Genomic DNA, 14,899 nt, shown 5'->3' on the forward strand with positions numbered 1-14,899 from the left:
GAGTTTTCAATAAAAAAATGCCCGCTATTACGCGGGCATTTGAATTATTTGAGTTTAAAGTTAATTGCTATGCATTCTCGGTAGATTCAACATCAGCACTTTTAATGGTTTTACTTCCTTTCCAAACTCTACCCCAATGACTCCGCCAGAACAGCAAACGGCTGTATGCATGAGGTACGAAATACAAGCTTGTAACCGTTGAAAAAATTAGGCCGCTTATGATGGTAATAGCCATTGGTGCGTACGGAGGGCCGTCACCACCTATTTGCGTTGAGCCGAATGCTAGTGGCATAAGACCCAGTATAGTAGTAGCTACGGTCATAAGAATAGGGCGTATTCTTCGAGACGAACCTTCTAAGATTGCATCTTCCAAAGGCACACCTTCGTCGCGTAGCTGGTTGATCTGATCAACCAATACAATGCCGTTATTGACTACAATTCCCATCAAGATCAGCATCCCAATCATAGCCATAACTTCAATGCCTGTGCCCGTTACCATAAGTCCCCAGAATACACCTGTAATCGCGAGCAGAAGTGAACCGATTACTGCACTAGGCAACAATAAAGACTCGAACAATGCGGCCATAACCATATAAACCAAGCATACAGCCAATAACATGTTCACCAGCATAAGTGCTTGTTCTTCTTGTTGACGACGGAATCCGCCATCTAATGACCATTGATAGCCTGTAGGCAGCGCAATTTGTTCCATGACGTTTTGAATTGCGTCTCTCGCTTCATCCATTTCAATGTCATTCAAATTAGCGCTAATACGCATAGCTGTTTCGCGGTCTACACGTCGAATTTGTTCTAATCTTGGATGACGTTCAAAGTGAGCTACTTGATCCAAACGTACAAGCTGATTTCCATCTCTTGCTACCGTCATTGCCTCTAGCAGTTCTAGATCGAGTTCGTAGGTTTCCGGATAACGAGCTTCAATACGTACGTCGCCTTCTGGATTATGTCTAAAAGAGCGAAGAGGTGAGCCGCGTAAAGCGAGAGAAACTTGCTGTGCCACGTCTTGTGTAGACAAACCATAACGCTCAGCTTGTTCACGATTCACAATGACACGCAGCTCGTCGCTACTATTGCCAGTATCGGTTTGGACGTCTTCGATACCTTCAACGTTTTCTAAGATGGGAATAAGCTCATCCGCAATCATTTCAAGGCGTTCGGTAGAGCGTCCTTTGAGCATGATTTGAACACCTTGGTTGTCTCCGCCACCCCAACCGAAGTATGGGTTACTGCGAGACATTGGAGGCATATTAGAGCGTACGCGATCTTGAAGTTCTGCCACAGAAATCGAACGTTCAGGTTTGAGTAGCATCGTTGTTATTGCATAACCAGGAGTGTAGTAGCTATAAACATCTTCTAGTTGGAAAGCTTCCTGATTCGCATACAGGTAGTCTTCGAGAATATTAACTTCATTCTCAACCTCTTCCAGTGAATACTGCCCACCTAAGTCATAGTTGATAAACAAACGGTCATTATATGCAATAGGGGCTTGATCGTTACCCACTTGCGACAATGGAATCGCCGTTGAAGCTAACAACACCAGGATCATAATTGTGGTTGCTACAGGGTGTCTGTGCGACCAACGTAAAGAGCGTAAGTATACTTTTTTCAACTTACTCTCTTTAACGTGCATTTTCTCAGGGTTTACTTTGAGCTTGCTCAACAGCAACGGAATAAGTGTTTGAGCGATTAACAGCGAAGCTAGTAGTGAAATACAAATAGCAATGGCCACATGCTCAAGGAAAATTGTGATTTGCTCTTTTTCACCAAATATATTGGGTAAAAATACAATCGCTGTCGTAAAGGTACCAGCAATAATCGCCAGTGCGACACGACCCATACCAGTTTCTATCACCTCTGTATTTAATGGACGACCTTCGCGAACTGCCATTTCCTGTTCTTGCTTTACACTCTCACTGACTACAACTGCATTGTCGATAAGCATACCAATCGCGAGCATTAGCCCCATCATTGATAAGATGTTTAAGCTGTAGCCAAGCAAGTACATCGCACCCAATGTTAAGCAAATAGAGGCCGGTACAGAAAGCACAATAATGAGAGTGATTTTCCAATCACGCAAGAACATATAGAGCACTGCCGTAGAGAGGAAAGCACCGATAAGTCCAGCAAGCAAAAGGTCACTTAATGACTGAGTTACACTGTCTGCAAGGTTATCCATCATCATAAGTTGGATACCGTCAAACTCTTCAGTTCGGCCAGCTTCGTCAATCACTTTGACCACTTCATTGGCAACGTCTACTAAGTTTGCGGTGGACTCTTTGAAGACGTCAATGCCGATAGCGTAATCCCGGTTAAAGTGACGACCTTCGCGCATTCGTGGCAGCTCGTACTCAACCTCTGCAATATCATCAACGGTTAAGAATTGCGTAATAGGCAGTTGGCGAATCTCATCTAAATTATGAAACTCTGACGAGGCACTAATGCGAAGTTTATTGTTTTCTGTTTCGGTAAAACCGGCTGTTTGCGTAAAGTTTTGGGTACGCAGGGCACCTAATACTTGTTCTGTACTTAAGTTCGCAGCAGTTAAGGCGTCAGGATTCAAACGAATCATGATCGTGCGCGGGTTCACACCATACAAGGTAACTTGGGAAACACCGGGGGCACGCTCTAGTGGTTGCTTGAGGTTTCGATTCAACAAGTCCCATGCAAATTCTAAATCGCGTTCACTAGAAATTCGCAGTTGTAGTACAGGCATATCCTCCGTATTGAACTGCATTACGTATGTGCGCTCTACATCGTCTGGAAGTAGATGGCGAGCTGCTTCTACTTTTTCACGAACTTCAATACTTCGCGCATTAACGTCTTCTTGCCAGTCGAACATGAGCACAATGAAGCCGCTGTCTTCGTTTGAGAAAGAACGAATTTCCTTCACATTGGAAATGGTTGCTAGCGTTTCTTCTAACGGGCGAACAATTAACCGCTCTACTTCCGCAGGAGTGGCATTAGGGTAGGGAACCTGAACCATAACTTGCGGGATGTCTATCGCTGGAAATTTTTCCAGCGGTAGTAGTTTCGACGAGGCTAAACCTAGAATAAGCATCGCTAGGAACGCCATCCAGATAGTTACTGGACGGCGAAGAGCAAAACGCGCTAGCGGAGCTGTGTATTTATTGCTCATGCTGCGGTCTCCTGTACGAAGCGTTTGCGGTCGAACAATTGGTACACGATAGGAATGAAGAACAAGGTAAGTACTGTTGCGAACATCAGCCCTGAAATAACCGTGATAGCCATAGCTTGGGTAAGCTCTGCACCTTCACCTATACCTAGTGCAAGAGGGAATAATCCCAATACCGTAGTTAATGTAGTCATTAGAATAGGGCGTAGACGCTGCGAAGAAGCTTCTTTAATAGCAGCTGTCTTTTCCATGCCTTCGGTACGTAATTGGTTAATACGGTCGATAAGTACAATGGCATTATTAACCACAATACCTGCAAGCATAATGAGTCCGATAAACACCACCACACTTAGCGGGGTATTCGTGAGCCACAGACCAAGAATAGAGCCAGACGCTGCCAATGGTACAGAGAACATGATAAGCAACGGATGGCCGAAACTCTCGAACTGAGATGCCATAACTAAGTAAACAAGGAATATTGCTAGTGCTAAAGCGAACATCAAAGACTTGTAAGACGACTCTAGCATGTCGCTTTGTCCGCCAACACGAACGTCTATACCTGGTGGCATTGTAAGCTCTGCAATCATTCCCTCTAACGTGGCTGCTGCAGCACGTAAATTGCCATCTTTAACACCCATAGACACGATGGCCACGCGCTCTTGGTTTAAGCGTGTAATCTCACCGGGACCTGTCATCAATGAAACCGTTGCCACCGCAGAAAGAGGAAGCTCACGTTCAGCGCCAGGATTTACGATTAGATTTTCGACTTCATTCGGATCTTGTCTGTGAGCGTCTGGGAGACGCACGCGAATGTCGATTTGACGGTCATCTAGGCTGTATTTCGATGCAACTTGCCCACCCATTTTCTGGGTAATGACTTGTGCCACTTCAGGCGCTGTTAAACCTGCAAACGCGAGGCGTGCATGGTCGAAACGAATAGTAAGCTCAGGTTGACCATCTGCGATACCAGCTCTAACATCTTGAAAATTATCGTCTGCCGCAAGGCTGTCTTGTAATTGAACAGCAACTTGACGCACACGCTCGAGGTCATGTCCTTGAATTTCAACAGTTAATGGCATGTCGATACTAATTAAGCTAGGAAAGTCGACAGTGCTATTCAAGTCAGGGTGGTTGCGAAGGGTTTCACGAACATCGTCGATCACTTGAAGTCGCTCATTACTTGTAAGTGACTTCTCAGTAATAACATGAAGTCTACCCCAGTATTCACCACCTTGATTGGCGGAAATTTGCATAAGACTGCCTATCCCTGCAACAGAGAATGATTTTTCAATACGAGGGTCTTCGCTAATTTCCATAGCAATATCTGCCAGGGTTTGGTCGGTGCTCTCGATTGGAGTTCCCCGTGGCAACTCAATTTCAACGTAGAACTCTTGTTGCTCCATGTCTGGTATTAATTGAGCTTTCAATTGGGGTAGCAATACGAAGCTAGCACCGGTAATGGCAACAAACACCACAAAGAATACTGATGGAGCTTTTAATGTCCCTGAAAGCGCCGCTCTATGAGCTTGTTGTATTTTGTTAAGCAAGAACTGGAATGCGCCAAGTACAGGTGAGAACACCAGTCTGGTGACAAACTTCACTGCAGTGCCTATTTTGCGAAGCGTCCATAAAATTAAGTGTGGAAGGAGTACCCACAGTGTGTAGCGTATCCAAGCGAAAGGTGTGAAAATCTTTCTCCAACCTTTGCGTGGTGCAGGGCGTTCCATACGACTTGGGTGACCTGCCAATTTTTGCGGTGCTCCGCGAGACGCTAACATAGGGATAAGCGTAATAGCGACTAATAACGAAGCGATAAGCGCGAATGTTACGGTGAGCGCTTGGTCAAAGAATAATTGGCCAGCAATACCGGAGATAAAGACCATAGGCACGAAAACGGCAAGAGTGGTAAGCGTGGAAGCTGTAACAGCACTTGATACTTCTGAAGTGCCTTCTATTGCTGCTTGCTCAATACCGTCACCCATTTCGCGACGTCGTGAAATGTTTTCCAATACAACGATCGCGTTATCTACCAGCAGGCCAACGGCTAGTGCAATGCCTCCTAAAGACATGATATTCAAGCTTAGATTTGCCGAATACATAAGGAAGAATGAGGCAACTACGGAAATTGGAATAGCCAACGAGATAATCAGTGTGGGCTTAAGCTGGCGTAGAAATAGTAAGATAACTGCCATGGCAAGTATGCCACCAACAATAGCGTTTTCTTTAACCGATGAAATCGCGTTTTTAATAAACAGAGACTGGTCGCTGAGTAGCTCTAGGTTATAGTTCTCAGGCATATCTTCTGTAATTAAGTCCAGAGAGTTTTTCACACGCTCAGCAACCGCTACGGTGTTTGCTCCGCCTTCTCGGTACAAATTAAATTCAATGGCTTCAACACCGTTAACGCGGCTAATTGAAGTACGATCTTTATGACCTAACCGGACCGTCGCAATATCCTTAAGTTGAATAGGACGACCTTCGACAGCGGTAATATATATATTTTCTATCTCAGAGAGGCTCTGGAACTGGTTCATGGTTCGCACGAGAAACTCTAAACGACCACTTTGTACACGTCCTCCTGAGCGGTTTACGTTTTCCTCACGCAAACGAGAGACCACAAATTCAGGCGTAATATTAAGTGCAGCCGTGCGTTGCTCGTCGATAAGCACCTGGATTTCGTCTTCCAGACCACCACCTGTGCGCACTGCGGCAATACCGTCGATGGTTTCAAAGCTTCTTTTTAGCTCTTCGTCGGCGTACCTGCGCAGCGACTGTAAGTCTTCGTCGCCACTCAGAGCAAAGCGTAAGATAGGTTCTAGGTTAGGGTCAAAGCGTAAAAGAATGGGTTTTTGGATATCTAATGGAACTTGCACCATGTCGAGCTTCTCACGAACCTCGATTGCAGCCATGTCCATATTCGTTCCCCACGCGAACTCTAACAAAATATCTGACTGCCCTGCGCGAGCGAATGAAGTAATCGTTCTTATACCTCGAACCGTACCTAATGATTCTTCGATAGGGCGGTTAATAAGCTGTTCAATTTCAGCAGGAGCTGCGCCCGGATATTCAGTTCTAACGGTTAAACTTGGGTAACTTAACTCAGGGAGCAAAGTTACCGGTAAACGGTTAAGCGCCACCATCCCGAACAGCGTGATCGCCAGGGTAAACATCACCACTGTTACGGGACGATGGACAGCAACTTTTACAAGACTCATGGTTCGATTACCTCAACTTTAGATTCGTCTCTGAGGTTCGACTGGCCAGTAATAACAAGCATATTGCCGTCACTTAAGCCTTCTTCGATTTCAACCCAGCCATGGTCTCTGATACCTGTTTGCACTGTAACTTTGTGTGCAACACCGTCTTCTACACGGAATACGTGTGACTGATTATCAACACTAATAAGCGCGTCTTGCGGTATACGTACAACGTTTGTTTTCTCTGCGTAATGGATGTTTACACGAGTAAATAGTCCAGGACGCAGTTGTTGATTCTCATTTGGCACATTTAGCACTACACGGAAAGTACCCGAGCCTGAATCCACGATAGGGCTAATACGCTGAACATGCGCGTCCATAGTATTTAAGCTAGGCAGTGCAGGAACAGCAATTTCAGCATTTTGACCTGACACTAAATGTTGTAGTGCACTTTCTGGTAAATGAACGGTAGCGCGCAGTTGGCTAATGTCCACAATGTGAAACATCGTCTGTGGTTGCCATGCTTGGATTAGGTGACCTTCACGTGCATAACGTTCTGAAATATGACCCGAAATAGGCGCACGTACTGTGGTTTCGTCTAAGTCTTTTTGGGCTAACTCAAGTTGAGCTTGCAACGAGTCGTGTTGTGACTGTAAACGACTTACTGCGTCAGCACTTACGAGTTGTCTTTCAGCAAGTTGAACATGACGAGTTAATTCTTGGCGAACATTTCGAAGTTCAGCATTAATTTGGTTTAAAGCGAGTTGGTAACGTGAAGACTCCAGTTGCGCCAGAATTTGGCCTTCTTCTACATAGTCGCCTTCTTCAACTAAAATTTGCTCTACGATGCCATTTACGCGTGGAATAACGTCAGTGCTTTTTTCTGCTTCTAAAATTGCACTTCCTGTAAATGACGCTTTAACTTCACCAATTGAAGCGGTAACCACTTCAACGGGAACGCCGCGTTCAGTTTCCGCTACTTCTTCCTCTACAGGACCGTTAGCGCCTACATTGCCGCAACCCGCAAGCATAGTGCTTGCAGACACTAGAGCAAAAACCGATAAAAGTTGATTTCTTAAACGTATGTTCACTGCTTAAACCCCCTGGCTAGACACTGTGTGTTCGCCGATTAAACAAATTAAATGAATTAGCATTATCTTCGCTAAGTAAGTTGCCGACTACTCTGCAGCGAGCATGCCAAAGTTGATTTTAACTTATAAGTAACTGAATTATTGTTAATTTTTGTCGATTGTGGATTCTTTGTGGAAGTTTCAGATTTTCCTGATTAACCATTTGTTAGCGGATTTCACACAATAATTGGCGAAATGTTAAATAAACATCTAGACATTTAGCCGTCTAAACGGTTATCTTGGTTTTTTAACGGAGGAGCAGAACCATGAAACCAGAAACAATAGCGTTGCATTTCGGCTATGAGGCTGAGAAGCCACAGCGATCAGCAGCAGTGCCTATTTATCAAACTACTTCTTTCACATTCGACAATACGGCACATGGCGCAGACTTATTTAATTTGCAAGTTGAGGGAAATATTTACTCAAGAATCATGAACCCCACCAATGCAGTGCTAGAGCAACGGCTAGCAGCATTAGAGGGAGGAATAGGAGCGTTAGCTGTGTCTTCTGGCATGGCCGCTATAACGTACACGGTTCAAACATTAGCTCGAGCAGGAGACAACATTGTTAGTGTGAGTCAGCTCTATGGAGGAACATATAACTTATTTGCTCATACGTTACCTCAACAGGGCATCGAGGTTCGTTTCGTAAATGGATTAGACGTGCAAGCCATCGCTTCGTTGATTGACGAAAACACCAAGCTTATTTTCTGTGAGTCGATTGGTAATCCAGCTGGAAATGTTGTGGATATAGCCGCATTGTCAGAGATAGCGAATCAACATGGTGTTGCGTTGGTGGTAGATAACACGGTCGCTACACCGGCTTTATGTAAACCATTCGAACATGGCGCGCATATTGTGGTGCACAGTTTAACCAAGTATATCGGAGGCCATGGAACTACTGTGGGCGGAGCAATAGTAGATAGTGGAACTTTTCCATGGCAGGAACATAAAGTGCGTTATCCGCAACTAAATGAGCCGGACCCGTCTTATCATGGAGTCGTTTATACTGAGGCTCTGGGTGAAGCCGCGTTTATTGGCAGGGCTAGGGTTGTTCCATTAAGAAATACAGGAGCATGTCTTGCCGCTCAAAGCGCATTCCAAATTCTACAAGGTTTGGAAACGTTGAGTCTGCGGATTGAAAAGCATTGCGCAAATACCAAAATCGTAGCGAATTATTTACAGCAACATCCTGGGGTTGCATGGGTGAATTATGCGGGGCTGGAAGACAGTCCATATCATGAATTAGCGACACGTTTTACGAAGGGAACAGCAGCAGGCATATTAAGCTTTGGTATTAAAGGTGGTGAGGCGGCAGCGCAAAAATTCATAGATGCGTTACACCTTATTTTAAGGCTTGTGAATATTGGTGATGCTAAATCTCTAGCCTGTCACCCTGCGTCAACGACACACCGTCAGCTGAGTGACTCTGAATTAGAGAGTGCTGGGGTTACACGTGACCTAGTAAGGTTGTCGATTGGTATTGAACACCCAGACGATATTATCGCTGATATTGACCAGGCTTTAACGGCTGCGCAAAGCGAACTGCAACCAGTTCTCGAGGATGGTGCGACCGTTTAATTGCCAATAGGGCAGCTGGTTAGACGTTTCAGAGTTTGGCGATGGCTTTTGCCAAACTGGAGGCTTTGTAGCGAGGCCACTACGTTGGTCTCGCTTATATTCGTTTTGCAGTGTGTCTTCCGCATATTCAGGGTGAGCAAGCAAAAGCAGCGTTTCATGCTGATCGATAAGCATCGCCGGACCTTCATTCGGCACTTCAAGCAAAGGCTCTATGTGCTCATGTTGCTTGATCTCGTCGGGGTCTATAAAAGCGTAGCGTGATTGCGGTAACCATATACTCGGCTCGAGTCCATTTAAAACAGGGTGATGTTGGCTTTGTTTGTGCTCAAATACACCGAATAGCTTTTCTGAACGAATGTTTGGTGTTAATTGGTATTTTGCATATAAATACGCATTAGCCGCCCAGCATGAGCAGAACATGGGAATTCGATGTTCAATGCAGAAGTCAAATAATGCCGCTAATTCACCCCAGTACTTCACGTCTTGATAAGGTGTTCTACCCAAGGGAGCACCAGTAATAATGAGTGCGTCAAATTGAGCCGGTTTGCCAACACAATAGCGAGGTAATAACAGACTTATGTCGGTACTTTTGGGTTGATATGACTCAGTAATAAAAGGTTGCCAATTGATGTTATTGCGGGTTGGCTCCACTAGCTTTAGCCACTGTCGTTCAGTGTCTATTTTGTTGGGCATTAGGTTGAGAAAAGCAAGAGTGGGGCGCATGAAATTTCAGTTATTGTTATGTTGCCAATGAAGTTTTAAATATGCATTAAAAAAGCCAGCGCGACAACAGGGTATCGGCTGGCTTCTATTCAGTTCAAACCGTTACTTTTTAATAGGTTTGAATTCGCGTTGAGCTTCACCCGTATACAATTGACGTGGACGGCCAATTTTCTGAGTTTTCTCACTCAGCATTTCATGCCAGTGTGACGTCCAACCTACTGTACGCGAAAGTGCGAAAATTACAGTAAACATGCTTGTTGGAATACCAATGGCTTTCAAAATGATACCTGAGTAGAAGTCTACGTTCGGGTAAAGTTTCTTCTCTACGAAGTATGGGTCTTCTAGAGCAATTTTCTCTAGTTCCATGGCTACGTCGAGCAGTGGATCTTCAATGTTAAGCTCTTTAAGAACTTCGTGACATGTTTCACGCATAACTTTCGCTCGAGGGTCGAAGTTTTTGTATACGCGGTGTCCGAAGCCCATAAGACGGAACGGGTCGTTCTTGTCTTTGGCTTTATCAATGAACTCTGGAATACGCTCTACGCTGCCAATTTCGCTCAACATTCTTAGGCATGCTTCATTAGCACCGCCATGTGCAGGACCCCAAAGTGATGCTACACCAGCTGCGATACACGCGTATGGGTTAGCACCTGAAGAACCAGCTAAACGAACCGTTGAAGTTGAAGCATTTTGTTCGTGGTCAGCGTGCAACGTGAAGATTCTGTCCATTGCTTTTGCAATAACAGGGTTTACTTCGTAGTCTTCTGCTGGAACAGAGAACATCATGTTCAGGAAGTTTTCCGAATAGCTCAGGCTATTTTTCGGATAAACGAAAGGTTGGCCAATACTATGTTTGTAACACATAGCAGCGATTGTTGGCATTTTCGCGATTAAGCGATATGCACTGCGAACACGTTGGTCAGGATCAGAGATGTTCAAATCGTCGTGATAAAACGAAGAAAGTGCACCAGTTACCGCGCAAAGCATTGCCATTGGGTGTGAGTCGCGACGGAAGCCGTTAAAGAAGTTATGGATACCTTGGTGAACCATAGTGTGGTTCGTGATGGTTTTGCGGAACTTCTTGTACTCTTCAGCGCTAGGTGCTTCACCGTGAACTAGCATGTAGCAAACTTCTAGGTAGTCAGCTTCAGTGGCAAGTTGCTCAATAGGATATCCGCGATGCAGAAGCACACCGTTGTCACCGTCAATGTAGGTGATTTGTGACTCACAAGAACCAGTTGCAAGAAAACCGGGGTCAAATGTGAAGTAACCGTGCTTACCTAATGTGCGAACATCTATAACGTCATGACCAGCGGTTCCAGAAAGTACTGGAAGTTCGATGGTATTGCCGTCGACTTGCAAAGTGGCTTTTTTGTCAGCCATAAGGAAATCTCCTCGCTTTCGTTGCGTCTCGGGAAAAAAAAGTGCGCTATTTGTACTTGATCCGACCAGTGAATGTCAATTTTACTCGTCCGATCTGCGTAAAAAGTAAGCACTTTCAACGTGGATTTAATCGTTCTTCTAATAAAACGATAAAATTAAAATATGTCGTAATGATGAAGTATAGGTAATTCAGGACAAATTGGATTACTTGAACTTGTCTTATTCTTATACTTTAGTCTAGTACAGAGGTGTTCCAGAGCCATATATAAGAAACACCTTGTTTAACAGGCTATTTTCTGACCTTTGCGACGGTTTCCATCATTGTATTTCTATAATTCGGTGGATATACTTGACGCACCGACCTCCATTGCGTTTTAACAGAAGGCAAAAGTGGTGAAAAAACAAAGACCCGTAAATTTACAACTGAATACAATCAGTTTTCCTCCAGCTGCTATATCGTCAATCTTACATCGCGTGTCAGGCGTAATTATGCTTGTGCTTGTAGGTTTGTTAGTTTGGCTTTTGGCAAACTCACTTCAATCACCTGAAGGGTTCGCGCAAGCGCAAAGCGTTTTTGCTCATCCTGTCGTTAAGTTTTTAGTTTGGGGCTTCTTAACAGCTCTTGGCTACCATTTGTTGGCAGGTATACGCCACATGGTAATGGACTTAGGCATATGGGAAGAGCGTGAATCAGGTAACGCGAGTGCAGTAGTAACAATCGTTCTAGCTGTAATTCTCGCTGTGTTAGCAGGAGTTTGGCTATGGTAAAGGTAGCATCTACTTTCGGTCGTAGCGGAGCGCACGACTTCGTTCTCATCCGCGCGTCAGCATTGATTATGGCAGCATATGCTATTTTCTTGGTGATCTGGCTGGTAGCAAACCCAGGTATTGATTACCAACAGTGGGTAACCTTATACAGTCATATCGGCATGAAAGTGTTTACATTGCTGGCACTCACCGGACTATTAATTCACGGCTGGATTGGTATTTGGCAGGTTTTAACCGATTACGTCAAGAACTCACGCCTACGTGGCGCAATTCAGTACATCACAGTGATAGCGCTCGGCGTATACTGGTTCACTGGCCTATTAGTTTTATGGGGTGTTTAAGTGAGTAACGTAAAAGAATTAGAATTTGATGCAGTAGTTATCGGCGCGGGTGGCGCGGGTATGCGTGCTGCATTGCAAATTTCAGAAAATGGCATGAGCTGTGCGCTTATGTCTAAAGTATTCCCAACTCGTTCACATACAGTATCAGCGCAAGGTGGTATTACCGTTGCGTTAGGTAACGCACACGAAGATAACTGGGAATGGCACATGTTCGACACCGTTAAGGGTTCTGACTACATCGGTGACCAAGATGCAATCGAATACATGTGTAAAACTGGCCCAGAAGCTATTTTAGAGCTTGAAAACATGGGTTTACCGTTCTCTCGCTTCGAAAACGGTAAAATATACCAGCGTCCGTTCGGTGGTCAGTCTAAAGAATTTGGCGGTGAGCAAGCTGCGCGTACTGCGGCTGCAGCAGACCGTACAGGTCACGCACTTCTTCATTTGCTTTACCAACAAAACGTAAAGAACAAAACTACAGTTCTTTCTGAGTGGTATGCGCTAGACATCGTGAAAAACCAAGACGGTGCAGTGACGGGTGTAACCGCATTAGATATCGAAACCGGTGAGGTTTACCACATTAAAGCAAAGTCTGTTGTGTTGGCAACTGGTGGTGCAGGGCGTATCTACGCTTCAACCACTAACGCACACATTAATACAGGTGACGGCGTAGGTATGGCACTTCGTGCTGGTGCGCCAGTGCAAGACATGGAAATGTGGCAGTTCCACCCGACAGGTATTGCAGGTGCAGGTTCGCTTGTAACCGAAGGTTGTCGTGGTGAAGGTGGTTACCTTCTAAACAAAGATGGCGAACGCTTTATGGAGCGTTATGCGCCAAATGCTAAAGACCTTGCATCGCGAGACGTTGTAGCTCGTTCAATGATGACCGAAATTCGTGAAGGTCGTGGTTGTGATGGTCCGTGGGGAACTCACATTAAACTTAAACTTGACCACTTAGGACGTGATGTTCTTGAGTCACGTTTACCTGGTGTATGTGACCTAGCTAAGACATTTGCTCACGTTGACCCGGCGGAAGAGCCTATTCCAGTTATTCCTACCTGTCACTACATGATGGGTGGTATTCCAACTGACGTAAACGGCCAATGTTTGCAAGTTGATGCCAACGGTCAAACGAAACCAATTCAAGGCTTGTTTGCTTGTGGTGAGATTGCGTGTGTATCAGTACACGGTGCAAACCGTTTAGGCGGTAACTCGTTACTTGACCTTGTAGTATTTGGCCGCGCAACAGGTCTTCACTTAGGTGACGCTCTAGCTGCAAATACAGAATCTCGCACTGCTTCTAACGACGACGTAGACGCTGCATTGGCACGCGTTAACCGTTGGAACAATACACAGAAGGGTGAAGATCCAGTACAGATTCGCCGTGACCTACAAAACTGCATGCAAATGAACTTTTCGGTATTCCGTGAAGGTGACGCAATGGAGCAAGGCTTGAAAGAGTTGCGCGAAATTCGTGAGCGCTTGAAGCATGCACGTTTAGACGACACGAGCAGCGACTTCAACACGACTCGCATCGAGTGTCTAGAACTTGATAACTTGATGGAAACTGCATATTCAACTGCTGTTTCTGCAAACTTCCGTCAGGAAAGCCGGGGTGCTCACAGCCGTGCTGACTACCCAGATCGCGACGACACGAATTGGTTAGTACACTCTGTATATCGTCCAGAAGACGAGAGCATGACGAAGCGTGATGTAAATCTCGAACCTAAACTTCGTGAAGCTTTCCCGCCTAAAGCGCGAACTTATTAAGAGGCAGAACGATGAAAAAATTTACTTTTTCTATCTATCGTTACAATCCTGATACGGATACAAAGCCTCGTATGCAGGAGTACACTTTAGAGCTAGAAGATAGCCAAGACTTGATGGTGCTTGAAGCGCTGATCAAGATAAAAGAAGAGCAGGACCCAACGTTGTCGTTTAGACGCTCATGCCGTGAAGGTGTGTGTGGTTCTGACGGCTTCAACATCAATGGTAAGAACGGCTTGGCGTGTATCACCAACCTTTCTTCATTGAAGTCGAACAAAATTACAGTGCGCCCACTGCCTGGTTTGCCTGTTATTCGTGATTTGATTGTTGATATGACTCAGTTCTATCAGCAATATGAGAAAGTAAAACCTTTCCTTATCAACGATGACAAGACTCCACCAGCGCGTGAACGTCTACAAAGCCCTGAAGATCGTGAAAAATTGGATGGCTTGTACGAATGTATTCTTTGCGCATGTTGTTCTACTTCATGTCCGTCGTTCTGGTGGAACCCAGATAAGTTTGTTGGACCAGCGGGTCTATTACATGCTTATCGCTTCCTTGCAGACAGTCGCGACACTGCAACAGAACAACGCTTAGACGATTTAGACGACGCGTTCAGTGTATTCCGCTGCCACGGTATTATGAACTGCGTTAATGTGTGTCCTAAAGGCTTGAATCCAACTAAAGCTATTGGTCACATAAAATCGATGTTGTTGAGTCGTGCGGTTTAGCAAAATCGCAAGGCTTTGATATATTAAGAATGTGCTTTGAGATTCGCCACCCTAATTGCAGGGTGGCAGTTTCTTAAAATCTGAACAATTCCGGTTGTTTTTCACCGTTCATGATTGGAAAGGAAAAG

General features: G+C 45.0%; 10 protein-coding genes. 5 read left to right on the forward strand and 5 right to left on the reverse strand.

The window, feature by feature from the left end:
- Nucleotides 1-67: 67 nt before the first annotated feature.
- The 3 genes from EYQ95_RS02295 to EYQ95_RS02305 are packed head-to-tail and all read right to left on the reverse strand — an operon-like array spanning nucleotide 68 to nucleotide 7,439.
- A complete protein-coding gene (locus tag EYQ95_RS02295) occupies nucleotides 68-3,154 on the reverse strand; it encodes an efflux RND transporter permease subunit (protein WP_111914310.1) in 3,087 nt (1,028 codons plus the stop codon).
- Nucleotides 3,151-6,366, reverse strand: a complete 3,216-nt coding sequence (locus tag EYQ95_RS02300; protein ID WP_111914309.1) for an efflux RND transporter permease subunit — start codon at nucleotides 6,364-6,366, stop codon at nucleotides 3,151-3,153. The genes EYQ95_RS02295 and EYQ95_RS02300 overlap by 4 nt, the downstream gene beginning before the upstream one ends.
- Nucleotides 6,363-7,439, reverse strand: a complete 1,077-nt coding sequence (locus EYQ95_RS02305) for an efflux RND transporter periplasmic adaptor subunit (protein ID WP_111914308.1) — start codon at nucleotides 7,437-7,439, stop codon at nucleotides 6,363-6,365. Before EYQ95_RS02305 ends, EYQ95_RS02300 begins: the two co-directional genes overlap by 4 nt.
- Before the next feature lie 305 nt (nucleotides 7,440-7,744).
- Here EYQ95_RS02305 and EYQ95_RS02310 point away from each other — a divergent pair, with 305 nt between their 5' ends.
- Nucleotides 7,745-9,058 carry an O-acetylhomoserine aminocarboxypropyltransferase/cysteine synthase family protein gene (locus EYQ95_RS02310; RefSeq protein WP_111914307.1) on the forward strand — a complete coding sequence of 438 codons (1,314 nt, stop codon included), beginning with the start codon at nucleotides 7,745-7,747 and terminating at the stop codon, nucleotides 9,056-9,058.
- On the opposite strand, the gene EYQ95_RS02315 is transcribed toward EYQ95_RS02310, so the two are convergent.
- A complete protein-coding gene (locus tag EYQ95_RS02315) occupies nucleotides 9,002-9,781 on the reverse strand; it encodes a homoserine O-succinyltransferase (RefSeq protein WP_111914306.1) in 780 nt (259 codons plus the stop codon). The two genes, EYQ95_RS02310 and EYQ95_RS02315, sit on opposite strands and share 57 nt — an antisense overlap.
- 102 nt (nucleotides 9,782-9,883) lie before the next feature.
- A complete protein-coding gene (locus EYQ95_RS02320; RefSeq protein WP_111914305.1) occupies nucleotides 9,884-11,164 on the reverse strand; it encodes a citrate synthase in 1,281 nt (426 codons plus the stop codon).
- A gap of 393 nt (nucleotides 11,165-11,557) precedes the next feature.
- Between EYQ95_RS02320 and sdhC the strand changes: the two genes are divergently transcribed.
- From sdhC to EYQ95_RS02340, 4 genes are read left to right on the forward strand one after another with little or no spacing between them, the layout of a single operon-like run.
- The gene (gene sdhC, locus EYQ95_RS02325; protein WP_111914304.1) at nucleotides 11,558-11,932 is read left to right on the forward strand and encodes a succinate dehydrogenase, cytochrome b556 subunit; all 375 of its coding nucleotides are present in this window, start codon (nucleotides 11,558-11,560) and stop codon (nucleotides 11,930-11,932) included.
- Complete coding sequence (gene sdhD / locus EYQ95_RS02330; RefSeq protein WP_111914303.1) at nucleotides 11,926-12,273, forward strand: succinate dehydrogenase, hydrophobic membrane anchor protein; 348 nt, start codon at nucleotides 11,926-11,928, stop codon at nucleotides 12,271-12,273. The genes sdhC and sdhD overlap by 7 nt, the downstream gene beginning before the upstream one ends.
- Complete coding sequence (sdhA, locus tag EYQ95_RS02335) at nucleotides 12,274-14,043, forward strand: succinate dehydrogenase flavoprotein subunit (protein WP_111914302.1); 1,770 nt, start codon at nucleotides 12,274-12,276, stop codon at nucleotides 14,041-14,043.
- A gap of 11 nt (nucleotides 14,044-14,054) precedes the next feature.
- The gene (locus EYQ95_RS02340; protein ID WP_111914301.1) at nucleotides 14,055-14,771 is read left to right on the forward strand and encodes a succinate dehydrogenase iron-sulfur subunit; all 717 of its coding nucleotides are present in this window, start codon (nucleotides 14,055-14,057) and stop codon (nucleotides 14,769-14,771) included.
- Nucleotides 14,772-14,899: the final 128 nt, after the last annotated feature.

The organism is Lysobacter sp. N42 (assembly GCF_004344885.1).